This window comes from Leptolyngbya sp. ST-U4 (genome assembly GCF_039962215.1).
GTDB lineage: Bacteria > Cyanobacteriota > Cyanobacteriia > Elainellales > Elainellaceae > Leptolyngbya_A.
This window is the reverse complement of sequence record NZ_JAMPKZ010000002.1, coordinates 165,066-182,276: the sequence shown is the minus strand read 5'-3', so window position 1 is coordinate 182,276 and position 17,211 is coordinate 165,066. Positions and strand designations below refer to the sequence as shown.

General features: G+C 51.2%; 16 protein-coding genes and 1 pseudogene. 8 read left to right on the top strand and 9 right to left on the bottom strand.

The features are described from left to right. The first annotated feature begins 183 nt into the window (after nucleotides 1-183). Entirely contained in the window at nucleotides 184-1,728 is a 1,545-nt protein-coding gene (locus tag NDA02_RS06340) for a serine/threonine-protein kinase (protein WP_347277904.1), read from the top strand. Between the two features lie 46 nt (nucleotides 1,729-1,774). Here NDA02_RS06340 and NDA02_RS06335 read toward each other — a convergent pair whose 3' ends face one another. The 6 genes from NDA02_RS06335 to NDA02_RS06310 all read right to left on the bottom strand — a co-directional run bounded on the left by NDA02_RS06335 (nucleotide 1,775) and on the right by NDA02_RS06310 (nucleotide 6,514). Continuing rightward, nucleotides 1,775-2,647 carry a universal stress protein gene (locus tag NDA02_RS06335; RefSeq protein WP_190793341.1) on the bottom strand — a complete coding sequence of 291 codons (873 nt, stop codon included), beginning with the start codon at nucleotides 2,645-2,647 and terminating at the stop codon, nucleotides 1,775-1,777. 500 nt (nucleotides 2,648-3,147) lie between these two features. Beyond that, a complete protein-coding gene (locus NDA02_RS06330) occupies nucleotides 3,148-3,345 on the bottom strand; it encodes an NblA/ycf18 family protein (RefSeq protein ID WP_348246378.1) in 198 nt (65 codons plus the stop codon). A gap of 631 nt (nucleotides 3,346-3,976) precedes the next feature. Next, nucleotides 3,977-4,177 carry a hypothetical protein gene (locus NDA02_RS06325; RefSeq protein ID WP_190794290.1) on the bottom strand — a complete coding sequence of 67 codons (201 nt, stop codon included), beginning with the start codon at nucleotides 4,175-4,177 and terminating at the stop codon, nucleotides 3,977-3,979. Between the two features lie 175 nt (nucleotides 4,178-4,352). Next, complete coding sequence (hisS, locus tag NDA02_RS06320) at nucleotides 4,353-5,639, bottom strand: histidine--tRNA ligase (protein WP_348254631.1); 1,287 nt, start codon at nucleotides 5,637-5,639, stop codon at nucleotides 4,353-4,355. A 125-nt stretch (nucleotides 5,640-5,764) separates the two neighbouring features. Then, nucleotides 5,765-6,037: a hypothetical protein gene (locus NDA02_RS06315; RefSeq protein ID WP_190794292.1), complete on the bottom strand. Its 273-nt coding sequence runs from the start codon at nucleotides 6,035-6,037 to the stop codon at nucleotides 5,765-5,767. 150 nt (nucleotides 6,038-6,187) lie between these two features. Further along, nucleotides 6,188-6,514: a helix-turn-helix transcriptional regulator gene (locus NDA02_RS06310; RefSeq protein WP_190794293.1), complete on the bottom strand. Its 327-nt coding sequence runs from the start codon at nucleotides 6,512-6,514 to the stop codon at nucleotides 6,188-6,190. Between the two features lie 306 nt (nucleotides 6,515-6,820). Between NDA02_RS06310 and NDA02_RS06305 the strand changes: the two genes are divergently transcribed. Together NDA02_RS06305 and NDA02_RS06300 are read left to right on the top strand one after the other, a co-directional pair. Next, nucleotides 6,821-8,641 carry an N-acetylmuramoyl-L-alanine amidase gene (locus tag NDA02_RS06305; protein ID WP_348254726.1) on the top strand — a complete coding sequence of 607 codons (1,821 nt, stop codon included), beginning with the start codon at nucleotides 6,821-6,823 and terminating at the stop codon, nucleotides 8,639-8,641. 285 nt (nucleotides 8,642-8,926) lie between these two features. Next, a complete protein-coding gene (locus NDA02_RS06300; protein WP_190792695.1) occupies nucleotides 8,927-10,054 on the top strand; it encodes an aminotransferase class I/II-fold pyridoxal phosphate-dependent enzyme in 1,128 nt (375 codons plus the stop codon). Nucleotides 10,055-10,548: 494 nt separating this feature from the next. Here NDA02_RS06300 and psaK read toward each other — a convergent pair whose 3' ends face one another. Then, a complete protein-coding gene (psaK, locus tag NDA02_RS06295) occupies nucleotides 10,549-10,809 on the bottom strand; it encodes a photosystem I reaction center subunit PsaK (RefSeq protein WP_190792696.1) in 261 nt (86 codons plus the stop codon). Between the two features lie 129 nt (nucleotides 10,810-10,938). On the opposite strand from psaK, the gene NDA02_RS06290 reads away from it, so the two are divergent. From NDA02_RS06290 to NDA02_RS06270, 5 genes are all read left to right on the top strand, one after another. Further along, nucleotides 10,939-12,174: an acetate kinase gene (locus NDA02_RS06290; protein WP_190792697.1), complete on the top strand. Its 1,236-nt coding sequence runs from the start codon at nucleotides 10,939-10,941 to the stop codon at nucleotides 12,172-12,174. Nucleotides 12,175-12,243: 69 nt separating this feature from the next. After that, complete coding sequence (gene rnhA, locus NDA02_RS06285) at nucleotides 12,244-13,260, top strand: ribonuclease HI (RefSeq protein WP_190792698.1); 1,017 nt, start codon at nucleotides 12,244-12,246, stop codon at nucleotides 13,258-13,260. Between the two features lie 278 nt (nucleotides 13,261-13,538). After that, entirely contained in the window at nucleotides 13,539-14,927 is a 1,389-nt protein-coding gene (dnaA, locus tag NDA02_RS06280; protein ID WP_190792699.1) for a chromosomal replication initiator protein DnaA, read from the top strand. 222 nt (nucleotides 14,928-15,149) lie between these two features. Next, nucleotides 15,150-15,467, top strand: coding sequence for a hypothetical protein (locus NDA02_RS06275; protein ID WP_348246388.1), 318 nt, complete (start codon nucleotides 15,150-15,152; stop codon nucleotides 15,465-15,467). Nucleotides 15,468-15,662: 195 nt separating this feature from the next. Further along, nucleotides 15,663-16,523: a hypothetical protein gene (locus NDA02_RS06270; protein WP_190792778.1), complete on the top strand. Its 861-nt coding sequence runs from the start codon at nucleotides 15,663-15,665 to the stop codon at nucleotides 16,521-16,523. Between the two features lie 131 nt (nucleotides 16,524-16,654). Here the strand turns inward: NDA02_RS06270 and NDA02_RS06265 are convergent, their stop codons facing one another. Next, entirely contained in the window at nucleotides 16,655-16,777 is a 123-nt protein-coding gene (locus tag NDA02_RS06265; protein ID WP_277879190.1) for a hypothetical protein, read from the bottom strand. 106 nt (nucleotides 16,778-16,883) lie between these two features. Then, nucleotides 16,884-17,189: pseudogene (locus NDA02_RS06260) on the bottom strand (hybrid sensor histidine kinase/response regulator); the annotation flags it as partial. Nucleotides 17,190-17,211 lie beyond the last annotated feature (22 nt).

Here is a 17,211-nt window from a genome sequence, read left to right as displayed (position 1 = left end):
CAATTTTATTGCTCCATTGGTTCCAACAGTCTCTTTTGAGAATCCGGCGGGTCTCTACGTCGAGTTTTAGCACTTTCAGTCGCAACACTCTAAGCCTGTGAACGACTCAGGATTGAATACAGCCGTTAAACGACCCAGATTAATGTCCGTCGTAGCGTCCATTTTCTTAAGGGCGATTTTGTGATGATGACGGATGCTAATGTCGGGCGAGTTTTACACGATCGCTATCACCTGCGGCAGTTGCTCGGTCAGGGGTCGATGGGGCGCGTGTACGGAGCCGATGACGACGCGCTGGGTGGGATTCCTGTTGCCATCAAATTTCTCTCTCAGGCATTGCTGAATCAGCGAATGCGCGATCGCTTCGAGCGAGAAGCAAAAACCTGCGCCCAGCTTGGACAGCGCAGCATTCACATTGTGCGTGTGACCGACTATGGGGTAGACGAAGAAGGCATTCCGTTCTACGTGATGGAGTACCTCAAAGGCTCTAACCTCAGCGACTTGGTCGCGCAGCAGGCGATGGTGGTTCCTCGCTTTCTGCATCTGCTGAAGCAAATCTGTCTGGGGCTACAGTGCGCTCACCGGGGAATCCAAATCGAGGGACAAACCTTCCCGATCGTTCATCGCGATATTAAACCCAGCAATATTCTGGTGACGCAGAACGATAGTTTAGGGGAACTCGTCAAAATTCTGGATTTTGGTATCGCTAAGGTACTTCAGCCCGAAGGTCATCAAACCAACTGCTTTATGGGCACGCTTGCCTACTCGTCGCCCGAACAAATGGAAGGACGTGAACTTGACGCCCGTTCCGATATCTACAGCCTGGGCGTGCTGATGTTTCAAATGCTGACAGGCAAAATGCCGCTCAACGCCGATACCCACTCGTTTGGGGGCTGGTACAAGGCACATCATTTTCAAAAGCCCCAGCCGATCGCTACCGTCAACCCCAGCGTCAAAGTGCCAAAAGTCCTTGAAAATTTGGTGATGGGCTGCCTGGAAAAATCGGCGGGCGATCGTCCTCAGTCAGTTGCCGAAATTGTAACCGCGCTTGGACCGCTCGAAGAACGATTTGGAACCGGGCTGCAAGTCGCTCAGCGAATTAAAGCATCCCTGTCTCGCCTGCCTGTCACCCCAGCCGCTCAGCCCTCGAACTTCCTGGAAGGCGATGAACTCTATCGGCTCGCTACTTGGCCCCCCCAAATGCCGATCGCGGAGATTGTCTTTCCCAAGCCAATGCAAACCAGCCAGGGAATGCTGCCAACCCTATGGGTGATGCTGCCCCGGATCGAGATTCACAAGCGCGTGACGTGTAGCCGCTATAACCAGTTTCTTTTTCTGGAAATGCCGCATCCGATGCTGCTGTGGCTTACTGTGCTTTACAACCGGGAACATGAGCCACGCTGGTTGCCCTGCTATCTCGATCTGAAAAGTCCACCGGGTCGGCAAATGGCCACGCTCTTAGGCACCACTGGACAATACCGCATCCTGTTTTTCGCCCTTGAGGATCCGATGCGCTGTGCCAGCATTCAGTCAGTGTCGATCGCCCCAGCTCAGTGTCAACTGCTGCATGAATGGGCAATGGTAGGACAGGCATCTCGAATTCCGCCTAACCCAACGGTGAGCAAGGATTTGCTAAAGCACGAGCTAGAAAAAATCAAGCCTCAGATTCTCACCAAGCTAGAGACGCTCTACAGCAGTGGCTTCACTGCCTTTAAAAGTCCATCGGCATGATTAGAACTGCAGCATGCTTTAAAGGCTTTGTCGAATGGGCTATCCCTTAGGAATGCGGAAAATAAATGATGGGATGCCAGCTTCGCCGCAGCATCTCCCCTGCAAAACTGGGGGTTGGGAGTTCGCTCAGCTTGCCAAACCGTTTAGAACTTAGCGTAATTGCGCTGATATCGTAGTCGATCGCTGCTAGCAGAATTTCGGCGACCGGTTCACCCTCGAGCACTCTGGTGTGAATCGTGAGGTCGGGCAAGTCCAGGGTGGATTTGGCAGCGGCCAGTCGAGTTTCTGCGTCTTTGATCTGATAATCCTTGGGAACTTCTCGCCGTCCACTAGAGCTAACGACCCACGTCAGGAGGCACTCTTTTAACGGTCCCTTGCCAGACTGAGCAAGCTGACGAATTCGCTGTAGCAGGTATTCTGCTTCATTGGAACTGTCGTAAGGAATCAGGAAATATCGAAAAAGGTTTTGGCATCGTAGTGCTAACTCTTCCACCATAAAAGTCGAGAGGAGCTGTGGTCGAAAAACCATCACCGGAACAGAGGTGCGCTGGCACACTCCAACTGCTGTACTGCCAAACAGTTTTTCGGTCAATAAACTCCGGGCTGCTGTTCCAAGCAAAATCAAATCAGTCGCATTGTCCTGGGCAGTCTTCAGGATCGCATCTATGGGGCGGCCCCACTGCACCTCAATTCTGACTTCAACCCCATCTGGCACTGCTTGTTGAGCGACTGCAAGGCGATCGCGAATCTGACGCGCTTTGTCCGAATCGATTCTGGGAATTTGCCGATCGCTGTCCAGCGGAATCACATGAAGAAACGTGATTTGCTGAATGCCGCTTGCAGCAAGATTCGGTACAAAATGCACCATGCGCTGCAAACCATCAATGAAATCAGTGCAGATAAGAAGCCTTTGGAACATGGTAGCAACTAAGCAGGATGACTGTTCCTCTTAACCTACCATTCCTGCTGGGAATTCAATTCTCTAAATGCGGTGATTTTTGCGAGCAACGGCTCCAGTAATGCCCTTTCTCCGGTTGGTCATCTCTATTGCTGAACCTAAGAAATTTCAGCAGCTTTATCGCTCGAAATGACGATTTGAGAACAGTTCAATCGTTGAAATAAGTTTGAATTTTGGTCTAGTCTTGAGCGATCGGGTATGAATAATGCTGTTTTTCTTTCCCCACTTTTCCCGATCAGTCTGACCCATTGTCTTTTTGAACTTACGCCTGAGCCACCTGTTATCTGTGTCTTTTGACTGTATCGACTATCTCTTCAGAAGACGGCTTGCGGCTTGATTAAAGGCTATCATCATTAGATTTTTAAGCAAATGAGCTTCCGAGTTGACGCCCCAGCATCCCCAGCCCCTTTCTCTTCTGGAACAAAGCAAGAGAGGGAGGTCGTCCACAAGGTCGCAGACGATTACTCGTACTGGTTCGCAGTCTCAATTCCCCACTGATGCTTCAGGAAATGCTTGTACATATTTTCCTTTACCATCATTTGCTCATAGAGCTTGATTAAGAAATCTTGAGCCTGCTCACGGCTCATCCGCTCGACTTGAGTTTCAAACGAACGAAGGTTGAATTGCTGTTCTAGTGAGAGTTCGATAGGCTGACTCATAATTAACTCCAAGTTGAAGTGAAGTAGTGAACCGAGGGACTCAGGCATGGAGCAGAGCATCAAAAAAGACTTTTGCTTCTAGCTGCCTGGTGAATGCAGTGTTCCCTAAACAAATACAGGTTATCACTTGCATATTACAGAAGATAACAATTGTTTGACAAAGCGACCACCCCCTACATAGGTATTTCTCTAGGATGAAGTATTTGTAGCAAGGGGCGCGCTCGAAGAATGTTCGGCTTGAACAGATCGCTTAAATCTTCTTAACAAAAGCGATCGAGGCCTGCTCCTGCTTGAGAAAAAGAAGCTTTTGGGGAATGGGAGATCAGAAAAACTAATCTATTTCTTCGGAAAGACTCATTAAATCGTGTGACTCCAAGCCCATTTTCACGGTCTCGATCAAGTTGTTTACTGTCCAATAACCTCTGAGGCAGTAAAGACGGCCTGAGGCGACAAAGCCAGCCAGGCGAGAAACAGGCGGAAATCAAAAAAGCCTACAGCTCGATCGAGTGCAGGCAAAAAACTTATTCGGATCATAAGGTTGCAACTGTGAAATGGCAGTTGTGAGCGCGACCGTCAGGTTAAAACGGACCAGTTAAGACAGGCCCAGTAAAACAAACTCGGCCAAGCCAGATTAGCGCATTGCCAGTGCAGGCTCGAGCTGTCCCGCTGGTTGCGAAACATTCTGAACGATTTGACGACGCTGTTTCAATGCCTGAAGATGCTGCAAGAGTGCTTCTGTTTCTGCCTCAAGATGCATTAACTCAACTTGATGAGTTGCCTGGTAAGGCAGTTTCCGATTGGGCGATGGCTGGAATGAAGATGATGCAGCCATTCTTTGAGCCGATTCAGCGGTAACACCAGAATTAGAAGAAATTATGCTGTTCATTAACTTGGACTAGTAATTATTACTCATTCACACCACAGGGGTATTCTATCTTAAACCTGATTCCAGATTGTAATCAGTGGGTAAATTGACCGGAATCAAGATGTGTCGGTTCCCGAACTGGCTAGGCCCTAGCTTGAGCAATCCGCTCCCGAAACTCATCTGCCTTTGTAGAGAGATCGGCTTGAGTAATTTTTTCCTGCTGACCCAAAGCCAGCCATTTAAGCTGCACTGTTTGACTATCTGCTTCTGCATCACCCAGAACGAGACAGGCAGTTGCGCCGCTCCGATCGGCACGTTTCAGCTGTTTGCCAAACGCACTGCCACTTAAGTCCAGCTCTACTGAAAAGCCCTGATGCCGCAGCATCTGCGCAAGCTGGGTTGCCTGAGCTTCTGCCCGATCGCCCCTTGATACTAAATAAAAATCCAGCGGAGCTGCCGGAGCTGCCTCAGTCGCCTGTCGCAGCAGAATGATGAGCCGTTCTAAGCCGATCGCCCAGCCGACTGCCGGAGTTTGGGGTCCACCCAGCTCTTTCACCAGCCCGTCGTAGCGACCGCCGCCGCAGACTGTATTTTGCGCCCCCAGTCCCGTGTCGGCAATGATTTCAAATGCCATGTGGGTGTAGTAGTCTAAACCGCGCACTAGGCAGTGATTCAGCCGATAGGCGATGCCCAAATCCGTTAGCTGCTGCTGCACCTGTTCAAATCGCTGCTGGGAGTCTGGCGAAAAGTGATCCCAGATTTTAGGCGCGTCCTGGACAATTTGCTTTGTTTTGGGGTCTTTGCTGTCGAGGATTCTGAGGGGATTTCGCTCCAAGCGGTTTTGGGAATCGGTATCCAGGTCTGCCTGATAGGGCATGAGATAGTTGATGAGTGCTTCGCGATACTGGCGGCGATCGTCTGGATCTCCGACTGAGTTCAAATCCAGGCGCAGGTTGTCTAAACCCAGGGTTTTGAGAATGTCGATCGCCAGCGCAATCACTTCCACATCGGCACGGGGATCAGCACTGCCGATTGATTCGATCCCAAGCTGGTGAAACTGTCGCTGCCGTCCTTCCTGGGGCTGCTCGTAGCGAAACATGGGTCCGGTGTACCAGAGCCGCTGAGTTTCTCCCTGGGCATAGAGGCTACGCTGGATGTATGCCCGCACGGCTCCAGCAGTGCCTTCAGGGCGCAGCGTGATCGATCGATCGCCTTTATCAAGGAAGGTGTACATTTCCTTGCCGACCACGTCGGTGGCTTCCCCGATTCCGCGCTCAAACAAATCGGTCTGCTCAAAGATAGGGGTGCGAATTTCTCGATAGGCGGCGCGGCTAAGAATTGTCCGGGCAACGGACTCAACCCACTGCCAGTAGCCCACCTCATCGGGCAGGATGTCGCGTGTTCCCTTAATGGCTTGAATTCCGCTCATGGATCAGATCTAGAGAGTGAAAAAGGCGATTACCGCGCAGGGGAAACTGTTTTGCATCGCTTTTGCATCAATTCCCAAGCAATAAATCTTAGCTCAACTCGTGCGGCAGGTGATCGCCCCACCCTCTAGGAATTCAGCCGTTCCCACCCTCCAAAGCGATCGGCATAGTAGCGCAGAATTTGCTCGACGCGCTGCTGAGCAGTTGTATTTGCGGCTGAGGTGTAGCGGAGCCAGAGTCCGCCGACCTGACTTTCTTGATAGCTGAACTGTTGAGAAGTTTGCGGCAGCAAGTCTGCTTCAACCCCATCAACCTGTCTCAGGTGGGCAGCAACTTCGCAGTAGACTGCAAGCGGTAACTGGGGACAAACCAGTCGAACAGGAGTTAAAGAGGCATTCATTCAAGCAGTTTCGGTGAGGGGGCATGGGTTTGTGCAGGTATTACCCATTCTTTCACAGGTTTCTGACACTGTGTTTTCTAAGATACAGATTTCTGGGATACAAACTTTCGGGATACGAAAGGTTTTCAGAAAGCGAAAAGATGGAGTCGGTTAGAGCAAATCTTCGGTAGCCATTATTTCTTCTTCAGGCATCTCTGTGGCAGGCGGGAGCGCGTCTCTGGCGATCGGTAGCGTACAGCAGTTAACTTCGTCAATGCAGACTTTGCCCCACTGCAATGCCCAGCGCACCAGTGCCACTCGATTTCCGGTTGCGGTCTTGGTCAGGATGTTGCTGATATGGTTGTCTACGGTGCGTTTGCTAATGTCAAGCTTTGCAGCGATTTCCTGGTTAGTTAAACCAGCCGCGACCAGCTCAACGATTTGGAGTTCCCGCTCGGAAAGGCTTCCAGCATTTTGCGTCTCGCCGCTCATTGTCATAACCAGTGCTCGCTTAACTGCAATGTGTATATGTACTTAGTCTAACTGTCTTCATTGTAGGCATTTATTCTGAGATCGCCGCATTGTTATTAGAGATTCTTTAGCTCGATGTTGGGCTGACTGAGCCTTTGACGGTTTGGGCTGCAACTGGGAACGGCTTCTGCGGGATAAGCGTCCTGAGTTCGATAGGATAAGGGATGATTTTGAAGTCAGGTTTTGTTTCTCGTTTTTCGCATGAGCAACCGCATGAGCAATTTCCGCCGCTTGATCGGTGTTGGAGCTATTGGATTTGGGATAGCGATCGGCATGACATTTCTTGTAGATAGTGCTAGAGCAGAACAGCCCGCCAGTGCAGAACAGCCGCTTTCGGTGGTCTATCCACCTGACCAGCACGAAACCACTTCCGATCGCATCTTTCTTATCGGCACGGCTCCGGCAAGCGAGACGGTTATGGTCAACGGACAAACAATCGATCGCAGTGCGGCAGGACATTTTGCGCCCAGCTTTCCGCTTCAGATAGGAGAGAATGTTTTCACGCTCCAGGCTAGCTCCCAAACGCTGACCTTGCGTGTCATTCGCACGTCTGGCCAGCCGCCTGCTCCTGTGGGAACTGCTTTTGCAGAAGGGTCGCTCTCCCCTGCGGAAAATATTGCTCGCCTGCCTAATGAGCCGATTTGCTTTAGTGCGATCGCGCCTGCGAATGCGACTGTTTCGGTGACGCTAAAGGATCGATCGCTCCCGCTGTTGCCTCAGCCCAATGCGGTTAGTTTGCCGCCCAATGCTGCCGTTCTGACGCTGCAAAACCAGCCGACTTCATCGAATGCAATGTCAGAGGCGATCGCCTATGAGGGCTGCACCACGTTTCCGTCTGAACTTCAGCCGAGGTTAAGCGATGGGAATGCGATTCAAAGCGGTTTTATGCTCGCGCCTGCGCGTGGAACTGAGGATTTGGGCTTTCCCACTTTTCGCCTCAGCTTGAACGGGCAAACCGTAACTCAACAAGGCAGCGGCAAAGTGGAACTGCTCTCGCCGAATCAGCTTCAAGTGGTGGAAGTGACTGCTGATCCGGGAGCCGCCCGCACCGGACCTAGCACTGACTATTCGCGCCTGACTCCCCTCCCGAAAGGAACCAGAGCCTCCGTTACCGCCCGCACTGGAGAATGGCTGCGGTTAGACTACGGAGCCTGGATTCGCGCTTCCGAAACTCAAGTAATTGCCAACGCGATGCCGCCCCAAAGCCTGATTCGCAGCATTCGATCGCGTGAAGCCGGAGACTGGACAGAAGTGCTGTTTCCCCTCCAGGTTGCCGTGCCCTTGAGCGTACAAGAGGACGATCGCACCTTCACCTTGAACCTGTACAACACTACTGCCCAGACCGACACGATCTATATGGACAATGATCCCGTGATTCGGCGAATGGATTGGCAACAGCCCAGCCCCAATCAGGTGCAATACGTTTTTCATCTGAAGTCAGACCAGCAGTGGGGCTACCGGATGCGCTATGAGGGAACCACCCTGATTCTGGCATTCCGGCATCCGCCGACGAGAACGGGACGAGAGCTAGAAGGTGTTTCGATTGTCCTTGATCCCGGACATGGCGGGCCCGAAGATCTGGGATCGCGAGGTCCAACGGGCTACCCCGAAAAAGATGCGGTTCTGGTGGTGTCTAACCTGCTACGCGATCGGCTCGAAGCGAGAGGGGCAAGGGTTTCTATGACGCGAGAAGCCGATATCGATCTGGATTTGCGTCCGCGTATGGATTTTATTGATGCACAAGAACCGACGATCGCGCTCAGCATCCACTACAACGCGCTGCCCGATAACGGAGACGCAGAAAACACAGCGGGCGTTGGCACCTTCTGGTACAACCCGCAGTCCCACGACCTGGCGGTATTTCTGCACGATTACCTGGTAGAAAAGCTCGATCGCCCTTCCTACGGCACTTTCTGGAACAATCTGGCTCTGACTCGACCCACCGTTTCCCCAACTGTCCTCCTCGAACTGGGCTTTATGATTAATCCAGATGAGTTTGAGTGGATCACCGATCCCCAGGAGCAGGAGCGGCTTGCTGACGCGCTGGCAGATGGAATTCAGGCTTGGATTGATGCTCGGAGTTCGACTCCATAGACTCTCTCTAAGTGGTTTGCGGCGTGTCTCTAGGTGGTTTAAGGCGTGGCAATCCTACTATTGCCCTCTAAATCCCCCAACTTTGGAGGACTTTGAACGTGAGCGTGATTGGCTCGGTTCCCTCCAGAATTGGGGGCAGGAAGCAGTTTTGGGCACGCTATCTGTTTCAAACCTCTTTAACCATCCTTTTTACGAAAGTGCGTCTCTTCCGATCGCGAGCCAGATAAGGCAAGATAGTCCTGTTTAGCTAAATCGCATTTCGACTTAAAAACCCGGTAAACGCAAGTGAATTCGATTCCCCCATTTGATTTAACTGAGCAATACAAGCTGATTGGCGAAGAAGTGGGTGCTGCTGTCCTAGAAGTTCTCGCATCTGGGCGATATATTGGCGGCAGTCCGGTGGAGCAGTTTGAGCAGCAGTTCGCGCAGTTTGTTGGTACGGCTCACGGCATTACCTGCAATTCTGGAACCGATGCGCTTTATCTCGCACTCCGATCGCTCGATATTGGCGCAGGGGATGAAGTCATTACCACGCCGTTTACCTTCGTTGCTACGGCTGAAACAGTGAGCGCAGTGGGCGCAACGCCCGTTTTTGTGGACATCGATGCGGCAACGTTTAATCTGAATCTCGATCAGGTAGAAGCCGCAATTACCGATCGCACCAAAGCCATTATCCCGGTACATCTGTTTGGTCAGCCTGTGGATATGACGCGGGTAATGGAAATCGCCCAAAAGCACCACCTCTCTGTGATTGAAGACTGCGCTCAATCCACCGGGGCAGAGTGGAATGGGGCAAAAGTTGGCAGTATCGGTCATGTGGGCTGCTTTAGCTTTTTCCCAACTAAGAATCTGGGAGCCTGCGGCGATGGGGGAGCCATTACAACAAACGATCCGACGATCGCTAGCCGGGTGCGAATTCTGCGTGACCACGGACAATATCAGCGATATCGCTACGAAGAAGTTGGCGTGAACAGCCGCCTTGATGCAGTACAGGCAACCATTTTGCTGATTAAACTGCGCTATCTCAATCAGTGGAATGCCCAGCGTCAGACGATCGCCGATCGCTATACCCAACTGCTTCAGCCCCTCCCCGGTATCCAGTCGCCTCAAACGATCGCAGGCGGAACCTCGGTTTGGAATCAGTACACCATTCGGGTGCTCAGCAAGGGCAAGTTGTCTGATGAGCGCGATCGAGTGCGGCAACGTCTTCAGGAGCAGCAGGTCAGCTCCATGATCTACTATCCGATGCCCCTGCATTTGCAGCCCGTTTATGCGTCGCTCGGCTATCAGCCGGGTCAATTGCCCGTTTCTGAACAAATGGCGCAGGAAGTGCTGTCTCTGCCAATGTTTCCAGAACTTTCACCGCTCCAGCAGGATCAGATTGTTTACGCCCTAAAGGACAGTCTCCAATAACTTGCGAACTTCACCAAAACCGCCTGCTTTTTTCAGCAGAGTCCTTTCAGCAGTGTTATAGTCTCATGCGCGAGGGTTTGCCTTCTAAGCGGCGATCGAGGCAGAATTATCGCAGCTTGATTGCCAGGCTGAGACAATAGCCCTCCTATGAAAATTGCGTTTCATTCGTGGTGATGAGCACGATTGATCATGATGTCTCCTGCAAGAATCCAAGCTTCCCCTCATCCCTTAACTCTTTCTCTCACCGAGAGCGAAGGGGAGCAAGACAAAAGAGCCTCAGTAAGGTTCAAGTCTTTCTACGTTCTGGAAGAGGAATTTAAGGCGAGGGCCGCATTCGTGCAAGTGGTCTAGTCCCCAGAATTAACATTTTTAATAAGAACTAACAGATAAGAACCAACAAAAAAGTCAGGGAGTTAACCCTGACCGATCGCCTTAAGCGGAATAAAAGCAAAAAAGAGAACTGTTCGATAAAACGAATTACAGCAAAATTTGGGTTAAATCACGCCAGCGTTTGTCAAGCCCAGGATGACGCCTGTACCGATAATATGACCAAAGCTGGTCGCTGCCAGGATTGCTGCTGCACTCAGACCCAGCGTATCTGACAGAATGGGAATTCCGGGTCCCACTTTGGGATAGCGGATGCCCACCTTCCCGATCGCCAGAGCAACCAGGTTACAGGCAAGCATGATTAAACCAACGGTGGGAGTCCACTCAGGTAGTCTTGCAACAACATCAGCGATGAGAGCAGTAAACAAGGGTTTGTCTCCTTTGATTATTAACGATCGCTTGTTTCGGAGTTTTACCAAAAAACGGGACGCTATATCGAAGAATTGCAGTAATAGTTAACATTGGTGATCATTTCTGACCGCACAGGATGTGAGCTGATGAAGATTCTGGTGATGAATGCCGGATCGAGTAGCCAGAAAAGCTGTCTTTATGAGATTGGCGATTTGCTGCCGACACAGCCCCCAAATCCGCTCTGGGAGGCAAAGATTGACTGGACGCATCAGCCCAACGTGGCAGAACTAAGCGTCACGACTGAAGGCGGCAAGGTAAAAGCAGAATTACCCGCTTCGCCCCGGGCTCAGGTGATAAACCGTCTGCTGGAAACCCTCTGGACAGGGGCAACGCAGGTGATTGCCAATCCGCAAGAAGTTCAGGTTGTCGGGCATCGGGTGGTTCATGGTGGCAAGGACTATCACACAAGCATCCGGATCACGTCGGAGGTCAAAGCCACTATCGATCGGCTCTCAACCCTTGCGCCCGTTCACAATCCTGCCAACTTAGAAGGTATTGAGGCGATCGAGCAAATCTTAGGCGATGTGCCGCAGGTTGCTGTCTTTGACACTGCCTTTCATGCCCAGATGCCCGATGCCGCCGCGATCTATCCCGGTTCCTATGACTGGATCAAAAAAGGAATTCGTCGTTATGGGTTTCACGGCACGAGCCACCGCTACTGCGCCCAGCGCACGGCGGACTTGATGGCGCGAGATCTGAGCGAACTAAAGCTGATTACCTGTCACCTGGGCAACGGCTGCTCGCTGGCTGCGATTCAAAACGGGCGCAGCATTGATACGACAATGGGCTTCACTCCCCTGGATGGATTAATGATGGGCACACGCTCAGGCAGTGTTGACCCCAGTATTTTGATTTATCTCATGCGACAAGAGGGCTACACCGCCGATCGCCTCGATCAATTGCTCAATAAAGAATCAGGACTGCTGGGCATTTCCGGCGTATCTAACGATATGCGAGCGGTCATGCAGGCAATCGAATCTGGGAACGATGACCCCTCCGGGGAACAGCGAAGCTACCGGGCTCGGCTGGCACTCGACATTTATCTGCATCGGCTCCGAAGAGAAATTGGGGGAATGCTGATGAGCCTGGGAGGACTGGACGCACTGGTGTTTACGGGCGGTGTGGGCGAAAATTCTGCCCTGGTGCGATCGGCTGCTTGTGAGCCGTTAACCTGGCTAGGCGTAAAGCTTGATCCGGCTCAAACGGTTTCTTCGGAAGACGCCTTGATTTCTGCCCCTGATTCGGCAATTCCCGTCTGGGTGATCCACACGCAGGAAGATTGGACGATCGCACGGGACTGCTGGGAACTTCTCCAGGCTTAGCTGATTTTTATCCACTGATCGACTTGCACGGTATATTAATAAGCTGCTGTAATCGATGCCTTTTCCTCCATGACTGCTCAACCCAATATTCAGCGTATTTATACCGATGGAGCCTGTTCTGGCAATCCAGGACCAGGAGGCTGGGGCACGGTGATTTATTATGACGACGGTTCGGTGTATGAGCTAGGCGGAGCCGATCGCCAAACGACCAACAACCGGATGGAAATGCAGGCGGCGATCGCAGCCCTGGAATACTTGCTCAATTCCCCGCAGACCGAATCTGTGACGCTCTACACCGACAGCGAGTATGTCAAAAACGGCATTACCAAGTGGGTTAGCGGCTGGAAGCGCAAAGGCTGGAAAACTTCTGCGGGAAAGCCCGTTCTGAATCAGGATCTCTGGGAACTGCTCGATCAGCTCAATCAAAAAGCAGTGCAGCAGATTCCGGCTTTTAAGTGGCAGTACGTGCGCGGACATTCGGGCAACGAAGGCAACGAACGGTGTGATACGATCGCCCGTGCCTTTTCGCTGGGACAAACTCCCGCCTTGAGCCAAAAGACGCCGAGTCCCAGTGATCGGGGTTCTGGTAATCAGGGTTCCAGTGAGCGGGATCCTGTTGAGTGGGAGCCACAGAGCCGCATTTCTCCAGAAAACGGTTCAACAGCTCCAGCTATACTCAATCTCGCTACGGTAAATACTGACCAGACTCAGAAGGAAGCGATACAATCCTCTCAACCGCACAGACAACCCCACGAGTTTTCGATCGCGGATCAAGCCGGATCAAACTTAACTTCAGACTTAACTATGGTAGATTCCACCAACTCATCTGCGCTGACTGAGGGGTCAGACCTGCCGCGTGAAGTCCGGGTCTCGATGTTGCGAGGCCTAGTCGAAACGCTGCGAATGGCAGACGAAATTGCTCAGCAGGGCTACTTGATTACCAGTTCCGAGCTGGCAGACCTAATGGATGTGAACGCGAGCGCAGTGACCAGTCGCGGCGATAACTGGGTGTGGCGCAATTGGGTTGTTTCGCGAGTGCGGCGGGAGGGAAATCAGATTCTTTGGCAGCTCGAGCGGGTGGATTAGGGGATGAGTGAGGGAATGAGACGGTGAGGGGTGGAATCAGAACAATCGCTCTCTAGCTTTCTTGGCAGTTTGTCTGCATAATATCACCACATCTTGATCGAAAGGGCATCCTCTACGCAACATCTAGCGGGCTGCTTGAAGTGGGCTGGGCATCCAGCAATAATTTCCCTTAGGAAAAGAATATGAAATAGACTGGCAGGATTTGAGTGTAGGTGGGTGAACGTGACGATATTTGAGCATTCATTTTGTCCTGTGGCGATCGAGCATTGAGGTGAGCAGTGGAAATTAGCCTGGAAAACTTCTGGAATCAGGTTTTGGAGCGGCTGCAACTCCAACTTAGTCGCCCGACTTTTGAAACCTGGATTAAATCTGCCACTGCCGAGCGGCTCGACGATCACTGTCTGGTGATTTGCACCCCCAACCCCTTTGCTCGAAACTGGCTCCAGAAGTACTATGTCAAGACGATCGCCGAGGTCGTACAAGAGCTTTTGGGGCGATCGGTGGATATCCATATTGTGGTAAAACCGGGGGCAGAGTCCGAGGGTTTGCCCGAAACTTCAGAAATGGTATGGTCGCAGCCTGCGGAAGTTCCCCCGGCAGAACCGCCTGCCAACCGGGTGCGGCATACCGAGCTAAATCAGAAGTACATTTTTTCGCGCTTCGTCGTTGGTGCAAACAACCGCATGGCACACGCCGCTTCGCTCGCAGTGGCAGAGTCCCCCGGACGCGAGTTTAATCCGCTGTTTCTCTGCGGGGGAGTTGGACTGGGCAAAACTCACCTGATGCAGGCGATCGGGCACTATCGGCTAGAGATCGACCCGCGCTCGAAAATCTTCTACGTCTCAACTGAGCAGTTTACCAACGACCTGATTGCTGCAATTCGGAAAGACAGTATGCAGAGCTTTCGGGAGCATTATCGCGCAGTTGATGTGCTGCTGGTAGACGATATTCAGTTCATCGAAGGCAAGGAATACACGCAGGAAGAGTTCTTTCACACGTTCAACACGCTGCACGAAGCAGGCAAGCAGGTGGTTCTCGCTTCCGATCGTCCGCCCAATCACATTCCCCGTCTGCAAGAACGGCTTTGCTCCCGGTTCTCAATGGGGCTGATCGCCGACATTCAGCCGCCCGATCTGGAAACCCGCATGGCAATTCTGCAAAAAAAGGCAGAGTACGAGAATATGCGGTTGCCTCGTGAAGTGATTGAATATATCGCCAGCAGCTACACCTCTAACATTCGGGAACTGGAAGGGGCACTGATTCGGGCAGTTGCCTATATTTCGATTTCCGGTTTGCCGATGACGGTAGAGAACATTGCCCCGGTGCTTAATCCGCCCAGCGACCAGGTGGGAGCCTCCCCCGATGCCGTGATGAATGCGATCGTCGAAACGTTTGGCATCTCGATCGAAGATCTAAAGGGCAGTTCGCGTCGTCGAGAAATTAGCACGGCAAGACAGATTGGAATGTACCTGATGCGTCAGCATACAGGTTTGAGTCTGCCAAAAATTGGCGAAGTGTTTGGCGGCAAGGATCATACGACCGTGATGTATAGCTGCGAGAAAATTTCTCAGCAAAAGAATGCTGATCCAGAAATGGCAAGGAATCTACGTCAAATTAGCGATCGAATTACGCTTCCCAATCACGCTCCGAATCAATCCCGCCGCTGATGCCGGATAGGAACTAGTTTCTGTTGCTTTAGTCTTGCTTGGATTGAAGAATTTAGAGAATTCGCGGATAGAGCGATAACAGGTTGATAAAGCTGTTCGGGATTTACGAAATTTCCGATCTCTCTCTTGAGGATTATTCATAGCGAAAGACAGCGAAAAAACTCTGCTGCTCAACACGCTTTTCACTTCACCTAGCTGTCACTTATCTTCAAGGCCAAGTTCATGAAAAATAATCAGGAAACCTGGAAGTTTTTTGTTCAGGTCGCATTTAGTACGGTCGTCTTAACATTTAGCCTCTACAAACTCGCAGTTACCGACCAGCAGGATAGCTATCAGGCACTCTATTGGGGCGGCGTTACGGGAATTATGGCTTGGTGGATGCCTAACCCTGGTAACGGAACTAGCAGCGTCAATAGCACTCAAAATGGTTCCCAATCTGATCTAATCCAACCTCTACCCCCTGCAACTGCAAAAGCAAACGGTAAACCGCCGATGCAACCATCCGTAAATGTACAGGCTTTGCCGCACAAAACGGCTTAATTAAAAGGAAATTGAGCGATCGAAAACGCAGGTAATTTCCGAGATAAATTTTGCAATTCCGTACTTTCTCGGATTGATTTTGCAATCAATAAAAAGTCAATTAAGCGCGTGGAAATCGTGATTTGTTTTCCTTGAAAATAGTGTAGGTTGCATACAGTAACTCTGTTATTTTATTGCAACGCGGAGTCGATTTCCATGAAGCATATTGTTTTAACAAGGCTCCTCCCCGTGGCCCTGACCGCAGTCTCTCTTCCCCTGGTTGCAGGCAACTTTTCGTCTGCAAGTGCGGCTTCTTTGTCCTTTAGCGTCAGCCCGTTTACAGGCGATCCTGCCAAAATAAACTTCACGCTAGACGATCAGGCAGCCGGAGCTGGAAACATTCAGTTCAAGGTGGATGTCGATCGAACCGTTAATCTCGCAGATCTGCGGGGAATTTTCTTCAACATTAGTGATGATTCGCTTTTGAAGAATCTCACCATAACTGGAGCAAACGTATCCCAATTTCTCTTTGATGCCGGTAAGGTGAATGAGCTGGGTAACGGAAACAACCTGAACGGTGAGGGTAGAAAGGGTGAGAAGCAATTCTTTGATGCCGGTGTTGAGATTGGTACACAAGGAATTGGTGCCGGTGATGACATTCAATCGACAGTCTTTACCCTCTCTCATAAACTGGGTCACAAGTTAGATCTGTCTCTGTTTACGAATCAAAGCTTTGGGGTGCGCGTTCAAAGCGTCGGAACGAATCGTGAGGGCAGCAGTAAGCTGGTGGGAACCGCTCCCATAACTCCGACCCCAGCTCCAGCTCCGGCTCCAGCTCCAGCTCCGGCTCCAGCTCCGGCTCCGGCTCCAGTTCCGACTCAAGACTCGACTCCAGCTCCAGCTCCGGTTCCGGCTCCTTATATTCCTCCTGTCGTTCTTGTGTCGCCACCTCCAGCCCCACCTGCGAAGGTTCCCGAACCAGGTGTGACTACGGCGATCGTTCTAAGTGCGATCGGAGCAGCCAAACTATTGAAGCGCAGATCGGTTGAGTCGATGCCAAGCCATCAGGAGGGCTAAAGCACTCGCACCGATTCTTGATTGTGCATACCGAGATACAGTGATTTTTATTTTTTCAGGGTGCAGTTTACCTGGCAGATTTAATTCAATTTGTGTAATGCATGAGCCGTGCTAACTCCAAGCACGGTTTTTTAATCTAGCTCATGACTGGTTGGGGTAGCGAAATTTTGCGTCAGCGCGACAATCTCTTGAAACTGAAGGCGATCGACCAGATCACTCAGAGTTTGGGCAATTGCAGTTTGGTCTTCGCGCAATTCAAATTCTGTTAGCGTGAGCAGGCGATCGAGCCACTGGTGATTTCCCCATCGGTCTTCAACAATCAGACTGATTACTCACAACCGTACGAACCGTAACCCGTCAACTTGCTGTAAATTTGATCGCGTTGCCAATCAGGTTAATTAAGACCTGCCGCAGTTTCCCTTCATCTGCCTGGAGATATTCCGGAACATTCCCATTCTGCTCAAAAGTAAGTTCCAGTCCTTTTGCGTTTGATTGCAAAAGCTGATATAGACTAAAACTATTTTCGTTTAATGTTGTTCTACCTGCTTCAATCTTTGACATCTCTAAAACGTCATTAATCAGCATCAGCAAGTGTTCACCGCTGCGGTTAATCATTTGGAGCTGTTCGAGTTGGGCATGGCTAATTGCTGCATCGCGAGTCATAATCGGTGCTCCTTCAGGGAGATCT